Consider the following 20,716-nt stretch of genomic DNA (forward strand, 5'->3'; position numbering starts at 1 on the left):
CATTTCTGCAATAGAGTCGCGGATCGCTGACACNATCAGGGCAGGTCGGGCGATCGTCAAGTCTGAACTGTCACCTTTCAATAACTCGCTGGCACAGGGTCGTCGAATGACAGATGATCTCGCAAAGCTGATGCTCCGCGCTTACAACGCAGAGGCCGACAACTCGATTCGGGCACTCAGGGTAGGAAACGTTGTCACCGCAAAGCGGCGGCTAGAAGCGTCGAGGGTCGCGATCGCGAAGCTCGGCAGGCTGATGGAGATGCGAATCAGCGACGAGTTTCATGCATTGCGTATTGAGGAAATCGAACTCACTGCTGACTGGCTGATGAAGAAGCAGGAGGAGCGGGAAGCCGAGCGCGACGAGCGGGCACGTTTGCGAGAGGAGAGAAAAGTCGAGAAGGAGCTGGCGGAGGAGCGGGCGCGGCTCGACAAAGAACGTCAGCACCTTGTCAACACGTTGCGCGCCCTGGAGGAGCAGGGGCACAGCGATGAGCACCTTCAGCCAGATCGCGAACACGACCACGAGCAGAGTGCCCGCCACGTACGCCGGGACCGAGGCGAAGAACCCGGCGACGGCGCCGAAACCGACCGCCAGCCAGGGGCGGCGGCCGCTGCGGGTCAGCACCCCGATGGTCATGCCGACCGGGATGGCGACCAGGAGGACGACGACGATCGCGCCGAGCGCCGTCGTCGCGGTGTACGGGAGCTTCGTCGCGATCGTGTCGGTGACGGGTGTGTTGTACCGGAAGCTCTGCCCCAGATCGAACGTGAACAGCCCCCGCAGGTAGTCGAGGAACTGCACCGGAAGCGGGTCGTTCAGGTGCAGGCGCTCCCGCAGCGCGGCGACCGCGTCGGGCGAGGCGTTGGGCCCGAGGATCGCCACGGCGGGGTCGCCCGGGATGAGCGGCACGATGAGGAACGTCAGCAGGACGAGGAGCCCGAGCGAGAGCGCGAGCCCGCCGAGGCGGCGGAGGGCGAAGGAGCCCCACCCGCTGCCCCCGCCTCGGCGGCGCACCGGCGGAGCGGGGGCCTCGGCGATCACCGCGAGGTCGACGGCCGACATCAGTCCCCCGTGTTCGGGGTGAGGGCGACGCCGCGGGCGATCGGAGCCTGACGGTGCTGCCAGTCGAAGACGGGCTCGAGCTCGGCGCCGAGGCGCAGGAGCGTCGCCTCGTCGTACGGCGCGCCCACCAGCTGCGCACCCAGTGGCATCCCGTTCGCGCCGGTGTGCACCGGGAGCGAGATCGCCGGGAGACCCGCGATGTTGCAGAACGCCGTGAACGAGATCGTCGAGAACTCCGTCAGGCGCTCGCCCGCAGGGTCCTCGTTCGCCTCGTCGTACACGGAGCCGACGAGCGGCGTCGGGACCGCGGTCGTCGGGGTCAGCAGCACGTCGAAGTCGCGTCCCCACTGGGCGTTGACCTGACGCGTCTCCCACTGCAGGAGCGCGGCGATCTCGGCGTACTCGCCCGCGTGGAAGGATGCCGCGCGGTCGTAGCGGTACCGGATGTAGGGCTCGAGCTTGTCGGCATCCTCGATCGGGGAGGCCCAGGTCGAGGCGCTGATGATGAGATCGGCGAACCCGCGGGTCGCGCGCTCGCTGAAGAGGAACGGCGACACCGGCGTGACGTGGTGGCCGAGCGCCTCGAGGGCGCGCGCCGCGACGAGCGCCGCCTCGCGGTTCTCGGGGTGCACGGCCACGCCGGTCGGCGCCTCGAGCAGCAGGCCGACGCGCAGCCGCGGCCCGGCCGCGCGGATCTCCTCGCGGTACGGACGCGCGGGCGCGGGGGCGGAGTACCAGCCGAGCGGGTCCAGCTGGGCGAGAGTGTCGAGCACCCCGGCGGCGTCCTCGATGGTGCGCGTGATGGCGCCCTCCGTGGTGGAGTGCTCCCACGCGCGCACGTCGTTCGGGATGCGACCGCGGCTCGGCTTGAGGCCCACGAGTCCCGTCGCCGCCGAGGGCACGCGGATCGAGCCGCCGCCGTCCGAGGCGTTGGCGATGGGGGAGATGTCGGCCGCGACCGCGGCGGACGCCCCGCCCGACGACCCGCCGGAGGTGTAGTCGAGGTTCCAGGGGTTGCGCGTCTTGCCGTGGCGGGCGTTCTCGGTGGCGGTCAGCGCGCCGAACTCGGGGCTGTTCGAGCGCCCGAAGAGCACGAAGCCGGCGTCCTCGATGAGGTCGACGGTGATCTCGTTGGCTTCGGCGGGGCGCTCCTCCACGGACATCGACGAGTAGGTGAGGGGCTGGTTGCGGACCCCAACGAGGTCCTTGATGGGCATCGGTACACCTTCGAAGGGGCGCGCCTCGCCGCGGCGGAGGCGGTCGTCGGACTCACGGGCGCGGCGCAGCACGTCCTCGCGGTCGATCCACACGATCGCGTTGACGGACGGGTTCACCTCGTCGAGGCGGTCGAGGTAGTGCTGGGCGGTCTCGACGGCGGAGACCTCGCCCGCGCGCAGTTTCCGCGCGAGTTCGGTGGCGGAGATCGAGGAGGAGATCATGATGGTTCCCTTCGGGGCGCCGGGCACGCGGCCCGGCGCCCCTGTGTGCTCACTGGGCGATACGGAAGATGGGGTCGTCGAGGGCTCCGCCGAGCATCTGCACGGTGAAGCCGGGGCGGGAGGCGTAGATGAACGCGTCGTTGAGCAGCGGGAGCGTGTCGAGCGGTCGACGAGCGCCTGCACGGCGGTGTCGAGCTGTCCGCATCGCGCCTTCTGGTCGCCCTCTGCGTTGGCGGCGGCGAACGCCCCGGATGCCGCGTCGTTCGTCACGGCGCCGTAGTTCGTGCCGCCCTGGTCGATGGTCGGACCGGTGAAGTTCAGCAGCGGGCTCGCCAGCGACCCGAGGAAGTTCAGGTCGGCGAACACGGTCATGTCCCAGTCGCCGGGCTTGGCCACGACGGTCGTGATCCAGCTGCCGACGTCGGTGTTCGTCAGGTCGACCGTCGCCCCGGCGGCGCGGAGCGCCTCGGCGATGTACTCGTTGCCGGCGCCGGCGGGACCGACGATCGTCGGCGCGACGAGACGGATGGTCTTGCCCGACAGGGCGGAGGTCGCGGCGGTGACGTTCTGCGAGGGCATGGTGATCTTCGAGTCGGCGACGCAGGCGACGTCGGGGGCGCCGAGGTTCGTGAGCACGTCACCGGTGTCCTGCGACGTGACGTTGCCGAACATGGCGCGGTCGATCGCCTCGACGACGCCTTTGCGGGTCGCCTCGTCGGTGAAGGGGCTGCCCTCGCGCTCATTGAAGATGAGGTAGCTGTCCGAGAAGTGGTCGACGGTCACGGTGTACCCCGGCTGCCCCTGGAAGCGGTCGCGGGTCGTGGCCTGGATCTTGCCGATGTCGAGCTGCCCGCCCAGGATCAGGTTCGCGGTCGCGGTGGCGTCCGGCGAGACGGTGTACTCGAGGTTCTTCGCGGGAGTGCCCGCGACGGCGGTGCTCCACTTCGGCCAGGCGGCGTAGTCGTCCCGCAGGGCGAAGTCGTACTTCACGCCGGGCTCGGCGGAGGTCAGCACGTAGGGGCCGGATTCGCTGCCCTTCGCCGTGCCCGCGGCGAGGCCCGCCGGGTCGGCCAGGCCGGCGGGGCAGATGATGCCGCTGCTGGCCACCGACATGGCATCCACCATGTACGGCCAGGGGTTCGTGATGTCGATCGTCACGGTGCCGGCGGCGTCGTCGGCGGTGATGCTGGGGGTGTTGCCGGGGCCGAAGGTGTAGACGACCTGGGTCGAGCCGCTGTTCGGCCGGGCGAAGTAGTCGAGCGAGTTCTTCACCACGGTCGCGGTGATCTTGGTCCCGTCCGAACAGGTGGCGTCGGTGCGCAGCGTGAACGTCGCCTGCGTGGGCGTCGAGGTCCACGCGGTCGCGAGGCCCGGGACGAGTCCGCCGGCGTCGCGTCGGACGAGGGTGTCGTACGCGGTCCGTGCCAACAGGAAGTCGGGCAGCGAGGTGCTGAGCGTCGGGTCGAACGTCGCGGGGATGTCGATGGTCGTGCGGATGGTGTCGGTGGTCGGAGACGTCGTCGAGGACGTCGTCGTGCACCCGGCCGTCGCGATCGCGACGGTCAGTGCGAGGGATGCGGCGATGACGCCGTGTCGCTTTCTCATGGTCTGCCTCTCGGGTGGGTCGGGTCGGGCGTGTGTCGGGTCGGGCGTGTGTCGGGTCGGGTGTCAGTCGAGGACTTCGTAGACGTCGATGGTCGTGTCGCCGGCGTGGGCGTACGCGCGGCCGACGAACATCGACCGCGTGAGCCACTGCAGGTGGGGCGCGACGGTGCGGAAGCGCGGCGTGGTGAGGAAGTACTCCCCGGCGCCGTCGGTGGCGGGCGGGCGGACGACGCCCACGTTGACCACGTCGATGACGTCTCCGTCGGTGGTGCGGATCAGGTAGCGCGCTTCGACGTCGTAGCTGCCGTCGGCGCGCGCGAGGCACCAGTCACCGCCGCCCGGGATGATCTCGCCCTCGACGTCTCCCGTCACCGGCCCACCGGTGATCGGGATGAATTCGAGAACGTCGTCACCCCGCTTCTCGAGCGGGATGCCGGGGTCGACGCGAGCGACGACGGTGAAGCAGGGCCGGAGCGATGGAGCGGGTTTCATCTGTGCCTCCACGGCGGAAGAGCGACGCATCGTTGCGTGGTTTCCCCGAGTATCCCGATAGTGGATGCCCTAGTCAACAGCATTCACTAACTCGTAACATCAGGCGACGGCATCCGAAATTTCCCCGAAAAGTCGGGGCTCGGGCCGTGCAGGATGGAACGGCGGAGAAGGAGACCCACCATGACCGAGCGCACCAGCGACATCGCCATCGTCACCGGGGCGGGCAGTCCGGAGGGGATCGGCATGGCGTCCGCGCTGCTCCTCGGGCGGGCCGGAATGCGCGTGGTCGTCGCCTCGACCACGGACCGCATCCACGACCGCGTCGCCGAGTTGCGCGCCGCGGGAGTGGACGCGCACGGCGTCGCCGCCGACCTGACGCGCGCGGACGGAGTGGATGCCGTCGTGGCCGCCGCCCTCGACGCCTTCGGCGCGCCGACCGTCCTCGTGAACAACGCGGGCATGACGTCGACGTCGAACCCCGACGAGCCGGCATCCATCGACGAGATCTCCATCGCGCAGTGGACCGCCTCGATCGACCGGAACCTCACGACCGCGCTCCGGATGACACGGGCCGTCCTGCCGGGCATGCGCGCGGCCGGCTACGGCCGGGTGGTGAACGTCGCCTCGATCTCGGGCCCCGTCATGGCGTACACGGGCGACGTCGCGTACCACGCGGCGAAGGCCGGGATGCTCGGTCTCACTCGTGCCGCCGCCGTTGACGTCGCGGCGGCCGGCATCACCGTGAACGCCGTCGCGCCGGGCTGGATCGCCACGTCCTCGTCGAGCGAGCACGAGCGCGCGATGGGGCGCGCGACCCCCGTCGGCCGCCCGGGAACGCCGCACGAGGTTGCGGCGGTCGTCGCCTTCCTGGCGTCGCCCGGGGCGTCCTACGTGACGGGGCAATTGCTCGTGGTCGATGGCGCGAACTCGATCAACGAGGAGCGCGGATGAGCGTCGACGACGGCGGGATGCCATGACGACGCGTCGTTCGGGAGGGCGGTGATGCGTCCGCCCGGGCCTCGGGCGTGCGGACGACCGGATAGCCTGGCCTCCTCGCCACGCGAGGCCGCCGGTCCGCGGGGCGCGCGAACCGGACGCCAGATCGGGGGGTCGTCATGACCGAGGAAATCAGAACCCGACGCAAGCGGGGGTCCATCACTCGCGCCGAGATCGTCGACGCCGCGCTGCGGCTGATGGACGGCGAGGGCGAGTCCGCCCTGACCTTCTCGCGGCTCGGAGCCGAGCTGAAGTCCTCGCCGACCGCGGTGTATCGGCACTTCACGAGTCGTGACGAGCTGCTCGAGGCGCTCGCCGACCACCTCGACGGCATCTCGCTCGCGGGCTACGTGCCCACGGACGACTGGCGTGCGGACCTGACCGACCTGGCGTGGCGCGCGTGGCACACCGCCGAGGCGCATCCGGCGGCGGCGGCGCTGACGCTCCTCACGGTCGCGAACAGCATCAACGAACTGCGCGCAGTCGAGTGGATCCTGCGGGCCATGGCGGTCGCCGGCCTCCGGGGGCGCGCGGCCGTCGTGCAGTACCAGGTGTACGCGCAGACGGTCCTCGGTGCCGCATCCGCCTACGGTGCGCGCCTCGCCGGCGCGCGGACCCGCGAAGTCGCGGACGGCTGGATCCAGGTGTACGCGCCCACCGATCCGTCGCAGTACCCGCACGCCGAGGCAGCCAAGGCGGATCTCGCGATGATCAACTACCGCGAGGTGTTCGCGCAGCAGCTCGAGATGTACCTGTCGGCGCTCGAGCTGACCGTAGCGCGGACCGGCTGAGTCGCGGCCGCGGGTTCGTCCGGCCGCTCAGCCGAGGGTGACGAGCCGCCCCTCCCAGGGTCCCGGACGTCGCCACGCCACTTCGTGGTCGACGTCGAGCAGAGCGCCGCAGTGCTCGCAGACCTCCGACCGATCGGATGCCACGCCACAGGCGCCGCAGACCACGGTGAACGCCGGCTCCTCGTTCTCGGACGGGCGGTGTTCGTGCGCCCAGGCCGCGTACGCCTGCAGGATCGGCAGCGCGTCGGTCGCGGCGCGCGTGGGGAAGTACTCGACGCGTGGGCGCGGTCCCGTCGTGTAGGGCCGGGCTTCGAGCAGTCCCGCCGACACCATGCCCGACAGCCGGGACGAGAGCACGTTGTCCGCGGCATCCAGTCGACGCTTGAAGTCGTCGAAGCGGCGCGCGCCAGCGAGCACCTCGCGAAGGATCAGCAGCACCCACGGGTCGCCGACGGCGTCGATCCCGCGCGCGATCGGGCAGACGTTGCCGCTCCAGTCGGACCTCAGGGGCATGGCATCCTCCTCTGACTTGCTTGAAGCAAGCATACGCGCTAGCGTTCGGATACTTACTCCTTTGAAGAAAGTAAATGACGTGAGCGAGACGACTGCAGTGCTGAGCGCCGGGTCCATCAGCGGCTGGACGGCGCGGTCGCGCGGGTACACGGCCCTGAACCTGCTCGGCTCGCTCGCCGTGGCGGCGGCCGCCGGCGCGGGCAGTCCGCTGTTCGTGTACGAACAGGGGCGCTGGGGTTTCGGCGACGGGACGCTCACCGTGATGTTCTCGGTGTACGCGTTCACGCTGCTGCTCACGCTCCTGACCGCCGGGTCGCTGTCCGACCACGTCGGCCGTCGGCCCGTGATGGTGGGGGCCATCGTCCTGCTGATCGTGGCGTGCGGCATCCATCTCTGGGCGACGTCGCCCGAGTGGGTGATCGTCTCCCGCGCGGTGCAGGGGGTCGCGACGGGTGCGGCCAACAGCACCTTCACGGCGATGGTGTCGGAGACCGTGCCCCCGCGCTCTCGCGGGCGCCTCACGCAGATCGCCGGCACGGCGCCGATCGGCGGTCTCGCGCTCGGGGCGCTCTTCGCGGGGATCGCCACCGCCGTCGCGCCCGAACCGGTGCTCGCGGTGGTCGCGCCGGTCGTCCTGCTGCTCGTCGTCGCGATCGGCGCGGTCTTCTTCACGCCCGAGTCGTCGTCGCGGGTCTCGGGCGCGTGGCGCTCGCTGGTTCCCCACATTGCAGTCCCACGTCGGCTGCGGCCGGAGTTCCTTCGCGGAGCGTGGCTCGTCTCCGCCGCCTGGATGAGCTCGGGCCTGTTCCTCGGCCTCATGCCCTCGCTCGCGCACCACACCCTGCAGCTCGACACCGTCGCGGGGACCGTGCTGGTGTTCCTGCAGCCAGGGGTCGCCGCCGTTGCGGGACTCGTGTCGACGGGACTGGCGCCGCGCACCGCGGCCGTCCTCGGCGCGCTCGGGTGCGCCGTGGGTGGCATCCTGATGGTCGTCGGCATCGCGACGGGGTCTACGGTGATCGTCGTGGTCGCCGCGATCGCCGCCGGCATCGGCAACGGGATCGGATTCGCGGCCGTGCTCCGGCCCTTGAGCGCGGCAGCGCACACGCACGAACGCGGCGGCCTCATGGCGGCGATCTACGTGGTCGCCTACCTCAGCTACGGCGTGCCCGCGCTCGTCGCCGGTCAGCTCGCGACCGTGTTCGCGCTTCCCGCGACGGGGATCGGATACGCGGCGTTCCTCGCCGCGGTCGCCCTCGTCGCGCTGGCGCTGCGGGCCGGTGTCTCGGGCCCTGGCGCCTCGACTCCCGGCGTCAGCGCCGGTGCCCTGACCCCCGCCCGTTCGGGCGGGCTCGAACAAGGAGAGAAGAAATGACAGAGATCTCGGATGCCGTCGTGCTCGTCACGGGCGCGAACGGCGGGCTGGGCACGGAATTCGTGCGGCAGGCCCTCGCCGGCGGCGCGAAGAAGGTCTACGCGGCGGCGCGCTCGCCCCGGCAGTGGGACGACCCCCGTGTCGTGCCCCTCACGCTCGACGTGACCGATGAGGCCGCGATCGACCGGGCGGCGCGGGATGCCGCCGACGTCGACGTGCTCATCAACAATGCCGGCATCCTGCGTCAGGGTGATCTGTTGACCGGTGACGTAGCGGACGTCCGCGCCCAGCTGGAGACGAACCTCTTCGGCCCGTTGCTGCTCACGCGCGCGTTCGCGCCGCGTCTCGTGGCCGCGAAGGGCGCCGTGATCAATGTCGCGTCGGTGCTGTCGTGGCTGGCGTGGGGCAAGGGCTACAGCATCTCGAAGGCGGCCCTGTGGTCGGCCACCGAGGGGCTGCGCCTCGAGCTCGAGCCGCAGGGCGTGCAGGTCGTGGGCGCGTACCTCGCCTTCACCGACACCCCGATGAACGACGGTCTGACCGACCAGTCGATGAACGACCCCGCCGACGTCGTCGCCGCGATCTACGACGGGGTGCGCCGCGGGCACGGCGAGGTTCTCGCCGACGACACGACGCGCGCGGTCCGCGCGGGGCTATCGCGGGTGGCGAACGCGGCCTGAGGTGGGGCGGGGCGCGGACTTGGGAAACTTCACCCGCGGTGTTTCTCGGTGGGTAAATGCCTGATGGCTGGATGATTCGTCCGGGCTCGTAGGCTCGTCACCCCTCCTCCCCAGCGCGCCGTGTGGCTGATCCGTCCCCATTCGGTGGGTGGGGCGGGCTCGATGTCGGACCCCCTCGCTAGCATGCATGCATGTCTTTTGATCCGGTTCCGACACCACCCGATGAGGGGGCTTCGGCCCTCTCGTCGGTGCTGGTCGAGGTGCGGGGAGTGGATGCCGAACTCGCCTCCGCCGAAGCCCGTCGGGTGCGGGCGCTGGCCCGCGCAGGACACCTCGCCCTGGACGCATCGGTAGGGGTGCGGGCGTCGGCGAAAGCGGCGGAGTTGGCGTTGCGGGAAGTCGCGTCCGAGATCGCGGCCGCCTCTTCCCTGTCGGATCGGTCGGTGCAGGCGCAGATCGGGCGGGCGATGACCCTCACCGACGACTTCCCCGTGACCCTGGACGCGTGGGAGGCGGGGGTCCTGTCCCGGGCGCATGTGCGGGTGATCGTGGATGCCGGTTTCCCCCTGCCGCAGGAGCGGAGGGGGGAGTTCGATGTGCTCGCCGTCGCCACCGCCGACGGGCTGAGCCCCGGACGGTTGAAGGCCCGGCTGGCCGCGTTGGCGGAGTCTCTCCAGCCCACGACGCTGGCAAAGCGGCACCGGCGGGGACGGGAGACCCGGTGCGTGCGGGTGGTGGCGGGGGAGGACGGGATGTCCGACTTGATCGCGACGCTTCCCACGGTGCTGGCGGTGGGGATCTACGACCGGCTCGTGCAGCAGAGCGCCGCGATCATCGACCAGCGGCGAGAGGCTTCGACGACCGAGGGCGCCGAGGCCGCCCCCGACACCCGCACGGCCGACCAGGTGCGCGCGGACATCCTCGCCGACCTCCTCCTGACCGCGGCTCCCGATGCCGACCCCACCCGTAGCGACGATGGCCCCGGCACCCTCGGTGCGATCCGGGCGCGGGTGCAGGTCGTGGTCCCGGCGTTGACGATGCTGCGCCCCGGGGCCGAGAACTCCGATCCCGCTGACCTCGTCGGCCACGGACCCATCGACGCCGCCACCGCCCGCGCCCTCGCCGAAGCGACCCCCGTCCCCTGGGACCGGGTCATCACCCACCCCGTCACCGGGGAGGTGCTCCGCACCGACACGTACCAGCGGACCACCGCGATCGATCGGCACCTCCGCGCCCGCGACCGCCACTGCCGGTGGCCCGGGTGCGTCGCCCCGGCCGTGCGCTGCGAAGTCGACCACACCCACGACTGGGCCCTCGGCGGACCCACCGACGTCACCAACCTCGCCCACCTCTGCCAGCGACACCACACCCAGAAACAGTTCACCCGCTGGAATGTCCGACAACTCCCCGGCGGGGTACTCGAGTGGACCTCTCCGGCAGGACGCGTCTACATCGACGAACCCCTGCCCTACTCACCCGCGGTCCGATTCCTGCCCGACGGTCCAACCCCCGAACCGCCACCCCCGACCGACCATGACCGCGAACCAGCGCCGTTCTAAAGCCGCATGCCGTCCGTGCGGGCTGGTGTCGCGCCCGCCCCACCGTGGACGCACCGCAGCCGCGCCTGAGAGGGGGTCGGCCGTCGCCGATCCCGATCGAACAGCGGCGGTGCGCACCGACGCGTCCGCGCCGGAGTCCGCCTCTTCCCGTTCTCGCCGCGTCCACATGGCGTCTCCCTCGCGGTCGTACCCTCGGAAGCGACACGGGGGAACGGGGGCTGACATGACGACGTCCGCACCGGAACGAGTGTCCCGACTGAGGGTCCTCGGCATCGCCGTGCTCGTCCTGGCCGCCCTCGGACTCGGCGCAGGATTTCTGCTGATCTTCAGCTGGTCGATCGACGAGACGCACTTCGACCGCCCGAGTGCGGCGTTCGACGCCTTGGCGGACGAGGTCGCCGCGGTGCCCGGGGTCGGTGTCGTCGAGAAGGAACGGTGGGTGGAGGCGCCGGCGTTCTGGAGCCCGATGTCCTCCCTCCGGGTCACGGTCGAGCGCTCCGCGCTGCCGGCTGTCCTCAATCTCGCGTGCGCCTCGGGATACCTGGACCCGGTCGATTGGGGTCTCACGGTGCGCACGCCCTCGCGCACCGAGGTGTCGGTGTTCGCCGAGCCCGTGGCATCCGGCTGCCCGGACTTTCGACTCGACGTGGTGCCCACGGTGGACGCGGTGGACAGCCTCGCCCCGGGTCGCACCGTCCAGGCCGCTGTCTGGGAGGACGGTCGTCTCGCGTTCTCGGATCTGCTCGACGGCCGCGCCGAGGTCTCGTCGATGATCCCGTTCGTGGCCGCGGCCGACGACCTGCGGCGGGCCGCCGGTATCGAGGCCGACCGCGACATCGAGATCAGCGGGCCACGACTGACGGCCGTGCCCGCGCCGGGAGAATCCGGTGCCTATGCCGCGCTGCTGCGCAGGTTGATCGACGAGTACGGCGTGACAGACTTCTGGGATGGCGCCGGCGGGGGTACGCCGATCGACGGCGTCGCGAGAACCCAGATCATGGGCGACCCGGCCACCAGGGAGTCCGTCGAGTCGACCATTCGTGCCTCGGGCCTCCGCCTCGCGGACGCGCCCGTCGTGTTCCGAGAGGACTGATTCAGCGGTTCGCAAGTGCCCCTTTCGGCGGGATGCTCCTTGCGATGATGTCGGGATGGATGCCCCCACCGACGACACCGCGGCCGGCACCGTCGCCCCGACCTCGCCCGTCGACCCCGACGCCCGCCGCGCCCACGCGCTCGTCGTCGGCGTCGTCGCGACCGTCGCCTTCGTCGCCCTGCGGCTGTTCGTCGCGCTGTCGGGATCGGCCCCGCTGCCGATCGACGCGTGGTGGGATGCCACGATGGCCTCGCTCGCGTCGCCCGTCGTCGTGATCATCGCGTGGGTGCCCGCGATCGTCGGCGGCACGATCGGCATGATCCTCATCGGGGTCGCGACGACCATCGCGTTCCTCCTCCTCCGACGACCGTGGGACGCCCTCAACGTCGGCGGAGCCATCGCCCTCGTCGTTGCGATCGGCGCCCCGATGGCCGCGGTGATCGCACGGGCTCGGCCGACGGACTCGCTCGCCGAGACCGTCGCCACCTCGTTCCCCTCCGGCCACACGGCCGTGGCGACCACGATCGTCGTGACCCTCGGGCTCATCCTCCGGCGGCGGTGGGTGTGGGCGATCGGGGTGATCTGGGTCGTCCTCATGATGTGGAGCCGGACGTACCTCCACGCCCACTGGCTCTCCGACGTCACGGCGGGCGCCCTGGAGGGTGTCGCGGTGTCCACGCTCGTGTGGGCCGCTATTGAAGTGGCACGCGAGCGGCGAGCGCAACGGGCTGCCGCTGCCCGCGACCTGAGCGCTACGGTGCACGGATGACATCCGCCAGCGCAGCAGCCGACAAGGCGCAGGATTCCACCGCTTTCCGAGTCGCGGCCCGCATCGGGTACGTCGTCCTCGGACTGTTGCACCTCCTCATCGGCGTGATCGCCATCGCCATCGCCACCGGCGGGGCGGGCGACAGCGCCGATCAGTCCGGTGCTCTCGCCCAGATCGCCGCCGCCCCCGCCGGCATGCTGCTGCTCTGGGTCATCGTGGTCGGGCTCGTGGCGCTCGCGATCTGGCAGATCAGCGAGGCGATCGTCGAGCGGAACCCGGATGCCAAGAAGCGGTGGGGCTACCGCGTGAAGTACGTCGGCACGGCGGTGGCGTATGCGGCCATCGCCGGCACCGCCTTCACAGCGGCGATGGGCAGCCGCTCCGAGTCGTCGGCGTCGACGCGGAACCTGAGCGCCAACCTGCTGCGGGCTCCGGGCGGTATCTTCCTGCTCGTCCTCATCGGCCTCGTCGTCGCGGCGATCGGTGCGTCGTTCGTCTTCCGCGGCATCACCCGCGCGTTCCTCAAGAACCTCTCCGTTCCGAGCGGTCCGGCCGGTCGTGGCATCCGGGTGTTCGGCACGGTCGGCTACGTTGCGAAGGGGATCGCGGTGGGGGTCGCCGGCATCCTGTTCGTCGTAGCCGCGCTCACGCACGACCCGAACGCGGCGAGCGGCCTCGACGGCGCGCTCCGTTCGCTCGCGGGCCTGCCGTTCGGTCAGGTCGTGCTGTGGCTCGTGGGGGCGGGGCTCGTCGTGTACGGCGTGTTCTGTTTCGCCCGCGCCCGCTACGCCCGGATGTGATGCTCAGCCGCGCGGACGCGCGCCCGCGATGAGGAGCGCCAGCCCCAGCTCGAACGCCCGTGTCGCCACCGGGTCGACGGGGTCGTGGTGCTCGAGGGTCGCGTAGGCCGCGGCGAAACGGGGCACCGTCTCTTCCTGTCCGGTGGGGTCGAACATCACGGTGGGTCCCGACATGTCGAGGACGCTCCCGAGGATGAACGACTCGAACGCCGTGAGGAGCGGCAGGATGTCATCGCTCGTCCACCCCACGCGTTCCGCCGCCCGTGCGAAGTCCTCGTACTGCGACATCAGCCGGGGCACGGAGGAGCGGTGCGACATCAGCAGCGGGATGGTCTTCGGATGCCGACGGAAGGCGTCGCGGTACGAGCGCGCCCAGAGCGCGAGGCCCTCTTCCCACTCCCGTTCGCGCAGTGCGGTCGAGTCGATGCGGGCGGACACGAGCGCGCGCACGTCCTCGATGAGCGCGGCGAGGTTCGGGACGTGGTTGTACAGCGACGTCGGGTGCACCTTGAGCCGGTCGGCGACGCGGCGGATGCTCGCGCCGTCCGACCCGTCCCGGTCGATCAGCGCGAGCGCGGCGCGCGCGATCGCGTCGCGGGACAGTTTCGGGTGCGACGGTCGGGGCACGACGGTCCTTTCCTCGGAACACCGGAACACGATTTAACCTACGCCGTATGTTTCCTGTTCGGTATGCTTCACAGCGATCCCGCGCCCGATGGAGCCCCGCATGAACGACACCCTGTTCGACTACTTCGCCCACGGTGAGCTGCCCACGCCGACCCTCCCGACCGCCGAGGCCGTCGCGCTGCTGCGCGACGTGCACGGCCTCGACGTCGAGCTGCAGAGCCTCGGCAGCCAGCAGGACCAGAACTTCCTCGTCCGGCCGGTCGGCGGGGGAGAGCCGCTGGGTGTCCTCAAGATCAGCAACCCGGTCTTCAGCGAGACCGAGATCGAGATGCAGGATGCCGCGGCGGCCGCCGTCGCGAAAGTCGAGCCGGGGCTGCGCATCCCCGAGATCGTCGCGGGTCCCCGCGGCCCGCTGACCGGGTGGTGGGAGACGAGCCAGGGCCGCCTGCACGCGCGGGTCATCTCGTTCGTGCGGGGCGCGACCCTCACCGGCTCCGGCTACCTCGCCCCGCGCGTGGTCGAGCGTCTCGGTGAACTCGCCGCCGCCGTGAGCGTCGCGCTCGCCGGCGAGACCCACCCGGCCTCCGGACGCGTGCTGCAGTGGGACCTCCGGCACGCCGAGCGCGTGATCACCGAGATCGCCGAAACCGAGCCCGACGCCGGGGTGCGGGAGTACTGCGCCGCGGCGACGGCCGCGGCGCTCGCCGCCCTGGCCCCCGTCGCCGACGGCCTGCCGCGCCAGCTCGGTCACTTCGACGTCACCGACGACAACGTGCTGCGCCCGCACGGAGTGAGCACGCTCCCCGACGCCGTGATCGACTTCGGCGACGTCATCGAATCGTGGGCCGTGGGCGAGATCGCGGTGACGGTGTCGTCCGTGCTCCACCACGACGGCGCGACGTACGCCTCGACGCTGCCGGCGATCGCGGCGTTCGACCGCCGCCGTCCGCTCTCCGACGACGAGATCACGGCGCTGTGGCCGCTCGTCGTGCTGCGCGGGGTCGTCCTGGTGCTCAGCGGTCGCCAACAGGTGCGGCTCGACGACGCCAACGACTACGCGAGCGGCGCGCTCGACCGCGAGTTCGAGATCCTCCGCCGGGCCGCCGCAGTTCCGCTCGAGGTCGCGACCGCGCGCATCCGCCACGCGCTCGGCCGTCCCTCCGCCGACGCCGCCGCATGGGCAGGCCCGGCGATCCTCCCCGCCGGCATCCATCCCGTCGTGCTGGATGCCACGACCCTGTCGCCCCTGTCGGACGAGGGTGCGTGGCTCGACGCCGATGCCGTCGAATCCGCGGCGCAGCGCCTGCTCGACGACGGCGCCGACGCGGTCGTCCTCCCCGCCCTCGTCCCGGTCCTCCTTGGCGCCCCCTCCCGCACGCCCGAGGAGCCGACGACCGTGCCGACGGCCGCGTCGGTGTGGTTCGCCGCGCCGACGCGCCTCGAACTCCCGGGCGGTGCCCTCTCGGTGCGCGTGGGGGATGGCATCCTGAACTCTTCCGCGGAGGTTCCCGCGCGAACCCGCGTCCGGGTGCTGCTCACCACCCTCGAGCCCGCCGACATCCCGGATGCCGTGCGCCCGAGCGACCTGCCCGGATGGCGCGCCGTGATCGGCGACGCGACCCCCGCGCTCGGCGTCGCCGCGCCGTCGGCCGCCCCCGACGATCTGCTCGAGCGGCGCGAGGCCGTCGTCGCCGAGGTGCAGGAGCACTACTACTCCCGGCCGCCGCGCATCGAGCGCGGCTGGCGCGAGTACCTCATCGGCGTCGACGGGCGCGTGTACCTCGACATGGTCAACAACGTCGCCTCCGTCGGGCACGCGCACCCGCGCATCCACGCCGCGGTCTCGCGTCAGACGCGGCTGCTGAACACCAACTCGCGCTTCCACTACGCGGCGATCACCGAGTACGGCGAACGGCTCGCGGCGCTGCTGCCCGACGAACTCGACACGGTGTTCTTCGTGAACTCGGGCTCGGAGGCGGTGGACCTCGCGATCCGCCTCGCGATGGCCGCGACCTCCCGCCAGGACATCGTCGCGATGGCCGAGGCGTACCACGGCTGGACCTACGCGAGCGACGCCGTGTCGACCTCGATCGCCGACAACCCCAACGCGCTCGAGACCCGCCCCGACTGGGTGCACACGGTCGACGCCGCGAACTCCTACCGCGGTCGTCATCGCGGACCGGATGCCACGCGCTACGCGCCCGAGGCCGTCGCGCGCATCCGCGCGCTCGCCGCCGAGGGCCACGCCCCCGCGGGCTTCCTCAGCGAGACGTTCTACGGCAACGCCGGCGGCGTCGCCCTTCCCGACGGCTACCTGCGCGAGGTCTACGCCGCCGTGCGCGAGCTCGGCGGACTCGCGATCGCCGACGAGGTGCAGGTCGGGTTCGGCCGGCTAGGCGCGTGGTTCTGGGGCTTCCGGCAGCAGGGCGTCGTGCCCGACATCGTCGCGGTCGCCAAGTCGATCGGCGCCGGCTTCCCTCTCGGCGCGGTCATCACGCGCCGCGAGATCGCCGACCGCTACCGCACACAGGGCTACTTCTTCTCCTCGACGGGCGGCTCGCCGCTGTCGTCCGTCGTCGGCATGACCGTGCTCGACATCATCGAGGACGAAGAGCTGCAGGAGAACGCCCGCGTCGTCGGCGGACACCTCAAGGCCCGTCTCGAACAGCTGGGGGAGCGGCATCCCCTCGTCGGCGCCGTGCACGGGTCGGGGCTGTACCTGGGCCTCGAGTTCGTGCGCGACCGCGAGACCCTCGAGCCCGCGACCGAGGAGACCGCCGCGATCTGCGACCGCCTGCTCGAGCTCGGCGTGATCATGCAGCCCACCGGCGACCACCAGAACGTGCTGAAGATCAAGCCGCCGCTGTGCGTCTCGCGCGAGTCCGTCGACTACTTCGCCGACATGCTCGACCGGGTGCTGTCGACCGGGTTCTGATCGCGCAAGCCCCGCACGACGCGACGCTCGGGGGAGTACACCGGAACCAGTCACTTCCCACCCGAGAGGAACCGCCATGCGTGGAGTCATCATGCACGCCGCCGGAGACGTGCGCGTCGAAGACCGCGACGACCCGACCATCCAGGAACCGACGGATGCCATCATCCGTCTCGCCGCGTCCTGCATCTGCGGGTCCGACCTGTGGCCGTACCGCGGGGCGGACACGGTGGATGCCACCCCCATGGGCCACGAGTACGTCGGGGTCGTCACCGAGATCGGCGACGCGGTGAAGAACGTGAAGGTGGGCGACTTCGTCGTCGGCTCGTTCATGGCCTCGGACAACACGTGCGAGATCTGCCAGGCGGGCTACCAGTCGCGCTGCGTCCACGTCGTGCCGATGGGACGCGTCGGCACGCAGGCCGAGTTCGCGCGCATCCCCCTCGCCGACGGCACGCTCGTCGCGACCCCCGGCCAGCCGGACCCCGACCTCATCCCGTCGCTCCTCGCCGCGAGCGACGTCCTCGGCACCGGCTGGTTCGCCGCGGTGGCCGCAGAGGCGGGCCCCGGCAAGACGGTGGCGGTGGTCGGCGACGGAGCCGTCGGACTGCTCGGCATCCTGGCCGCGAAGCAGCTCGGCGCGGAGCGCATCATCGCGATGTCGCGGCACGCCGACCGGCAGGAGCTCGCGCGCCGCTTCGGGGCCACCGACATCGTCGAGGAGCGCGGCGACGAGGGCATCGCGAGGGTCAAGGAACTGACGCACGGACTCGGCGCGCACTCGGTCATCGAGGCCGTCGGCACACAGCAGTCGATGGAGCAGGCCGTGCGCTCGACGCGCCCCGGCGGGCACATCGGTTTCGTCGGCGTCTCGCACGACGTCACGCTCGAGGGGCAGGAGCTGTTCCGCTCCGCCGTGCACCTCCACGGCGGTCCCGCGCCCGTGCGGCGGTTCCTTCCCGAGCTGCTCCAGCTCATCTGGGACCGGAAGATCGACCCGGGTGCCGTGTTCGACCTCACCCTCCCGCTCGAGGAGGCCGCCGAGGGCTACCGCGCCATGGACGAGCGGCGCGCGACGAAGGTCCTGCTCACGGTCTGACCCGCCCGCGTCGTCAGGGCGTGAGGACCGTCACGCCGGCCTCCGCCAAGGCTGCGGCGAGTTCCGCGGACGGGGGAGCGTCGGTGATCAGGTAGTCCGCCTTCTCGAGCGCCGCGACCTGGGCGAACAGGCGCCGATCGAGCTTGCTGGAGTCGGCGAGGATCGCGGTGCGGTCGGCGCGCTGGATCATCTCGCTCATCATCGTCGCGTCGCCGAGGTTGCTGGTCGAGAAGCCCGAGGCATCCACCGCTCCCACCGCGATGAGCGCGTAGTCGCACCGGATCTCGACGTCGGCACCGCGCGCGCCGGCCGCAAGCGTCACCGGGCCCGTCGTCGCCTGGGTGATCGTGCGCACCGCTCCGCCGAAGATGAACAGGTCGCGGAACACGCTGGGGGAGATCTCGGCGGGGATGCGGAGGTTGTTCGTCGCGATCGTCAGGTTGCGGTGGTTGCGGAGCGCCCGCGCGACGGCGAGCGTCGTCGTTCCGGCGTTGAGCACGACGACCGAGCCGTCCTCGATGAGGTCGGCGGCGAGCGCGGCGATCTTGTCCTTCTCGGCGGTCTGCATCTGCAAGCGCACGTCGAGTCCGCGGTCGCGTCCGGGGACCGACATGGCGCTCACGGCCCCGCCGTGCGTGCGCACGACGATGCCCTCGCGGTCGAGCTGGTCGAGATCGCGGCGCACGGTGTCGATCGAGACACCGAAGTGCGAGGCGAGGTCGACGACGGTGACCTGGCCCGTCTCGGCGACGTACGCGGCGAGTTCGGCTTTTCGCCCCGCCGGGAGCCGCTTCTTGTTCTGAGTGGTTGTGCCCTCCATGCCGTCATCTCTAGCACAGCGCGGCAAACGGTTCGAGGATTTTCTGCCGAAAGCAGCACGAAACGGCATCTTTTTGCCGCTCACGCTGTCTTTGGATGCCACCGAATGCCAGAATTGTCACGAATCTGCATCGTCGCCTTGACGTGTCGCCGCAGATAAGCGCATACTCATGCTGAAAGCAGCAAGAACGCGCAGAACAGCGCGAAGAACAGCACATCTCAATGAGGAGAAACGATGGACAACAGCGGGCGCGGGCGTCGAAACGCCATCAAGCTCGTCGGTGCCGCCGCAGCGGCCACGACCCTCCTGGCCATGGCGGGGTGCTCGTCGAGCTCGGCCGCTCCCTCGGACGGCGGCGACGGCGGCGACGTCACGATCGAGTTCGCCCAGTGGTGGGAGCCCGAACTCCCCGACGGCCAGTTCCGTGCGCTCATGGACAAATTCGAGCAGGAGAACCCCGGCATCAAGGTCGACCTGGTCAGCGGCCCGTACGCCTCGACCAAGGAGCAGCTCTTCGCCGGCGCCGCCTCCGGCACCATGCCCGACGTCGTGGGCCTCGACGGCGCGTGGGTCAGCGACTTCGCGAAGCAGGGCGTCATCGCCGACCTGTCGCAGCTCATGAGCGACGCGGGCTTCGACGACAGCCAGCTGGCGAGCCAGATCAAGGTCGACGGCAGCACCTACATGATCCCTGTCGTCAACTTCGTGTACCCGATGTTCACCAACGACGCGATCCTCTCCCAGGCCGGCGTGAGCGCACCGCCGTCGACGCGCACCGAGTTCGAGGACGCGGCCAAGAAGATCAAGGCCCTCGGCGGCGACGCCTCCGGGTGGGTGCTCCCGCTCTCGCTCGAGGCCCCGAACGGCGTCCAGAACGACGTCATGTCGTGGGTGTGGGCATCGGGCGGATCGATGCTGAAGGACGGCAAGCCCGACCTCACCAACGCCGACGTCACCTCCGCCGCCGACTACGTCCAGCAGCTGTGGAACGACGGCGTGATCGCACCCGGGTCCTTCACCATGAAGGAGCAGGACAAGGTCGAGGAGTTCACGAACGGTCGCGTCGGCATGATGATCGACTCGCTCGCGCACATCAACCTGATCCGCCAGTCCAACCCGAACCTGAAATTCTCGATCTCGGCCATCCCCGCCAAGGACGGATTCACCGGCGAACGCGGCATCCCTTACGCCTCGTGGGGCATCGGCGTCGCCGAGAACTCCGAGCACAAGGACGCCGCCTTCAAGCTCGTGCAGTTCCTCATGGGCAAGGACGTCAACTCCGAGCTGTCGACCATGGCCAAGGCGTTCCCGGGCAACACCGAGTCGGTGCCGACGTTCGTCCAGGACGACGAGCTGTTCAAGAAGGCGTTCGACATCTACAAGGCCGGCTACCCCGCGAACGAGTTCACGGGCCTGCCCGTCGCCGAGGACCTCATGCGCCAGTTCGGCGAGCAGTTCCAGTCGGCCCTGGACGGCCAGCAGTCCATGAAGGACGCCCTGCAGAAGGCCCAGGACGAGTGGACGGCGAAGTTCTGATCCGACGCTGACACGGGATGCCGCACCCCCGAACCCGGAGGTGCGGCATCCCCGCCAGGAAGGCCGCACACCATGACCATGCGCACCCTCACTCCCCCCGACACCGAGCTGATCGTCACCGGACGCCCCGTGTCCCGGCGCACCCGCCAGCTCCGCAAGACGTCCGAGGCCTATGCCTTCCTGTCGCCGACGCTGATCCTGCTCTTCGTCCTGATGATCGTGCCGATCGTCATGGTCATCGGGTATTCGTTCCAGGACAACGTCATCACCAACAAGCACCCCGAGTTCGTCGGGCTCGCCAACTACGTCACGGTTCTCACGGACGCGGGCTTCTGGAAGGCCACCGGCAACACGCTCTTCTTCACGCTCACGAGCGTCGCCGCGCACCTCGTCCTCGGCCTCTGCTTCGCGCTGCTGCTGAACAGCCGCCTCATCGGCGCCGTGCCCCGCGCGATCTTCCGCGGCCTCTACGTCCTGCCGTGGCTCTTCACCGTCGCCGTCATCGCGGTGCTGTGGCGCATGCTCCT

18 protein-coding genes and 1 pseudogene are annotated in these 20,716 nt (G+C 70.6%); 13 read left to right on the forward strand and 6 right to left on the reverse strand.

Annotated features, from left to right (window positions below; all coding sequences use genetic code 11):
* Positions 1-130 precede the first annotated feature (130 nt).
* Positions 131-232: pseudogene (locus tag I5G_RS26495) on the forward strand (DUF4041 domain-containing protein); the annotation flags it as partial.
* Here I5G_RS26495 and I5G_RS26500 read toward each other — a convergent pair.
* From I5G_RS26500 to I5G_RS24075, 3 genes are all read right to left on the reverse strand, one after another.
* Positions 212-1,063 carry an ABC transporter permease gene (locus I5G_RS26500; RefSeq protein WP_022879185.1) on the reverse strand — a complete coding sequence of 284 codons (852 nt, stop codon included), beginning with the start codon at positions 1,061-1,063 and terminating at the stop codon, positions 212-214. The pseudogene I5G_RS26495 and the gene I5G_RS26500 sit on opposite strands and share 21 nt — an antisense overlap.
* The gene (locus I5G_RS26220; RefSeq protein WP_204365558.1) at positions 1,063-4,107 is read right to left on the reverse strand and encodes an amidase family protein; all 3,045 of its coding nucleotides are present in this window, start codon (positions 4,105-4,107) and stop codon (positions 1,063-1,065) included. The genes I5G_RS26500 and I5G_RS26220 overlap by 1 nt, the downstream gene beginning before the upstream one ends.
* Positions 4,108-4,170: 63 nt before the next feature.
* Positions 4,171-4,599 (reverse strand): DUF3237 domain-containing protein, encoded by a 429-nt coding sequence (locus tag I5G_RS24075; RefSeq protein ID WP_022879187.1) that lies wholly within the window; start codon positions 4,597-4,599, stop codon positions 4,171-4,173.
* Positions 4,600-4,779: 180 nt separating this feature from the next.
* Between I5G_RS24075 and I5G_RS11540 the strand changes: the two genes are divergently transcribed.
* Together I5G_RS11540 and I5G_RS22100 are read left to right on the forward strand one after the other, a co-directional pair.
* Entirely contained in the window at positions 4,780-5,550 is a 771-nt protein-coding gene (locus I5G_RS11540) for an SDR family NAD(P)-dependent oxidoreductase (RefSeq protein WP_022879188.1), read from the forward strand.
* Positions 5,551-5,714: 164 nt separating this feature from the next.
* A complete protein-coding gene (locus I5G_RS22100; protein WP_022879189.1) occupies positions 5,715-6,386 on the forward strand; it encodes a TetR/AcrR family transcriptional regulator in 672 nt (223 codons plus the stop codon).
* Between the two features lie 27 nt (positions 6,387-6,413).
* On the opposite strand, the gene I5G_RS22105 is transcribed toward I5G_RS22100, so the two are convergent.
* On the reverse strand, positions 6,414-6,899 hold the full coding sequence (locus I5G_RS22105) for a helix-turn-helix domain-containing protein (RefSeq protein WP_036327804.1): 486 nt from the start codon (positions 6,897-6,899) through the stop codon (positions 6,414-6,416).
* Between the two features lie 79 nt (positions 6,900-6,978).
* Between I5G_RS22105 and I5G_RS22110 the strand changes: the two genes are divergently transcribed.
* The 6 genes from I5G_RS22110 to I5G_RS11580 all read left to right on the forward strand — a co-directional run bounded on the left by I5G_RS22110 (position 6,979) and on the right by I5G_RS11580 (position 13,175).
* The gene (locus tag I5G_RS22110) at positions 6,979-8,274 is read left to right on the forward strand and encodes an MFS transporter (protein WP_187288830.1); all 1,296 of its coding nucleotides are present in this window, start codon (positions 6,979-6,981) and stop codon (positions 8,272-8,274) included.
* The gene (locus I5G_RS11560; protein ID WP_022879191.1) at positions 8,271-8,954 is read left to right on the forward strand and encodes an SDR family oxidoreductase; all 684 of its coding nucleotides are present in this window, start codon (positions 8,271-8,273) and stop codon (positions 8,952-8,954) included. The genes I5G_RS22110 and I5G_RS11560 overlap by 4 nt, the downstream gene beginning before the upstream one ends.
* Before the next feature lie 191 nt (positions 8,955-9,145).
* Positions 9,146-10,513 carry an HNH endonuclease signature motif containing protein gene (locus tag I5G_RS22115; RefSeq protein ID WP_022879192.1) on the forward strand — a complete coding sequence of 456 codons (1,368 nt, stop codon included), beginning with the start codon at positions 9,146-9,148 and terminating at the stop codon, positions 10,511-10,513.
* A gap of 223 nt (positions 10,514-10,736) precedes the next feature.
* The gene (locus tag I5G_RS11570) at positions 10,737-11,606 is read left to right on the forward strand and encodes a hypothetical protein (RefSeq protein WP_022879193.1); all 870 of its coding nucleotides are present in this window, start codon (positions 10,737-10,739) and stop codon (positions 11,604-11,606) included.
* 55 nt (positions 11,607-11,661) lie between these two features.
* Positions 11,662-12,375 carry a phosphatase PAP2 family protein gene (locus I5G_RS11575; RefSeq protein WP_022879194.1) on the forward strand — a complete coding sequence of 238 codons (714 nt, stop codon included), beginning with the start codon at positions 11,662-11,664 and terminating at the stop codon, positions 12,373-12,375.
* Positions 12,372-13,175, forward strand: coding sequence for a DUF1206 domain-containing protein (locus tag I5G_RS11580; protein ID WP_022879195.1), 804 nt, complete (start codon positions 12,372-12,374; stop codon positions 13,173-13,175). The genes I5G_RS11575 and I5G_RS11580 overlap by 4 nt, the downstream gene beginning before the upstream one ends.
* Before the next feature lie 3 nt (positions 13,176-13,178).
* Here the strand turns inward: I5G_RS11580 and I5G_RS22120 are convergent, their stop codons facing one another.
* Positions 13,179-13,802, reverse strand: coding sequence for a TetR/AcrR family transcriptional regulator (locus I5G_RS22120; protein WP_022879196.1), 624 nt, complete (start codon positions 13,800-13,802; stop codon positions 13,179-13,181).
* 100 nt (positions 13,803-13,902) lie between these two features.
* Between I5G_RS22120 and I5G_RS11590 the strand changes: the two genes are divergently transcribed.
* A complete protein-coding gene (locus I5G_RS11590; RefSeq protein WP_022879197.1) occupies positions 13,903-16,737 on the forward strand; it encodes an aminotransferase class III-fold pyridoxal phosphate-dependent enzyme in 2,835 nt (944 codons plus the stop codon).
* Positions 16,738-16,813: 76 nt separating this feature from the next.
* Positions 16,814-17,833, forward strand: a complete 1,020-nt coding sequence (locus I5G_RS11595; protein ID WP_022879198.1) for a zinc-dependent alcohol dehydrogenase family protein — start codon at positions 16,814-16,816, stop codon at positions 17,831-17,833.
* A gap of 13 nt (positions 17,834-17,846) precedes the next feature.
* Here I5G_RS11595 and I5G_RS11600 read toward each other — a convergent pair whose 3' ends face one another.
* On the reverse strand, positions 17,847-18,653 hold the full coding sequence (locus I5G_RS11600) for a DeoR/GlpR family DNA-binding transcription regulator (protein WP_022879199.1): 807 nt from the start codon (positions 18,651-18,653) through the stop codon (positions 17,847-17,849).
* Between the two features lie 234 nt (positions 18,654-18,887).
* On the opposite strand from I5G_RS11600, the gene I5G_RS11605 reads away from it, so the two are divergent.
* Together I5G_RS11605 and I5G_RS11610 are read left to right on the forward strand one after the other, a co-directional pair.
* Positions 18,888-20,189 (forward strand): sugar ABC transporter substrate-binding protein, encoded by a 1,302-nt coding sequence (locus I5G_RS11605; protein WP_022879200.1) that lies wholly within the window; start codon positions 18,888-18,890, stop codon positions 20,187-20,189.
* A 72-nt stretch (positions 20,190-20,261) separates the two neighbouring features.
* A partial coding sequence (locus I5G_RS11610) for a carbohydrate ABC transporter permease (RefSeq protein ID WP_022879201.1) occupies positions 20,262-20,716 on the forward strand: 455 nt, incomplete at its 3' end.

It is taken from the genome of Microbacterium sp. B19, from assembly GCF_000333395.1.
Taxonomy (GTDB): domain Bacteria; phylum Actinomycetota; class Actinomycetes; order Actinomycetales; family Microbacteriaceae; genus Microbacterium.

Coding starts and splice junctions, on each gene's coding strand:
- I5G_RS26500 (WP_022879185.1), bottom strand. CDS start 1,063: ATGTCGGCCGTCGACCTCGCGGTGATCGCCGAGGCCCCCGCTCCGCCG.
- I5G_RS11600 (WP_022879199.1), bottom strand. CDS start 18,653: ATGGAGGGCACAACCACTCAGAACAAGAAGCGGCTCCCGGCGGGGCGA.
- I5G_RS11605 (WP_022879200.1), top strand. CDS start 18,888: ATGGACAACAGCGGGCGCGGGCGTCGAAACGCCATCAAGCTCGTCGGT.
- I5G_RS22100 (WP_022879189.1), top strand. CDS start 5,715: ATGACCGAGGAAATCAGAACCCGACGCAAGCGGGGGTCCATCACTCGC.
- I5G_RS11570 (WP_022879193.1), top strand. CDS start 10,737: ATGACGACGTCCGCACCGGAACGAGTGTCCCGACTGAGGGTCCTCGGC.
- I5G_RS22115 (WP_022879192.1), top strand. CDS start 9,146: ATGTCTTTTGATCCGGTTCCGACACCACCCGATGAGGGGGCTTCGGCC.
- I5G_RS11580 (WP_022879195.1), top strand. CDS start 12,372: ATGACATCCGCCAGCGCAGCAGCCGACAAGGCGCAGGATTCCACCGCT.
- I5G_RS11590 (WP_022879197.1), top strand. CDS start 13,903: ATGAACGACACCCTGTTCGACTACTTCGCCCACGGTGAGCTGCCCACG.
- I5G_RS24075 (WP_022879187.1), bottom strand. CDS start 4,599: ATGAAACCCGCTCCATCGCTCCGGCCCTGCTTCACCGTCGTCGCTCGC.
- I5G_RS22105 (WP_036327804.1), bottom strand. CDS start 6,899: ATGCCCCTGAGGTCCGACTGGAGCGGCAACGTCTGCCCGATCGCGCGC.
- I5G_RS11540 (WP_022879188.1), top strand. CDS start 4,780: ATGACCGAGCGCACCAGCGACATCGCCATCGTCACCGGGGCGGGCAGT.
- I5G_RS11575 (WP_022879194.1), top strand. CDS start 11,662: ATGGATGCCCCCACCGACGACACCGCGGCCGGCACCGTCGCCCCGACC.
- I5G_RS11595 (WP_022879198.1), top strand. CDS start 16,814: ATGCGTGGAGTCATCATGCACGCCGCCGGAGACGTGCGCGTCGAAGAC.
- I5G_RS11560 (WP_022879191.1), top strand. CDS start 8,271: ATGACAGAGATCTCGGATGCCGTCGTGCTCGTCACGGGCGCGAACGGC.
- I5G_RS26220 (WP_204365558.1), bottom strand. CDS start 4,107: ATGAGAAAGCGACACGGCGTCATCGCCGCATCCCTCGCACTGACCGTC.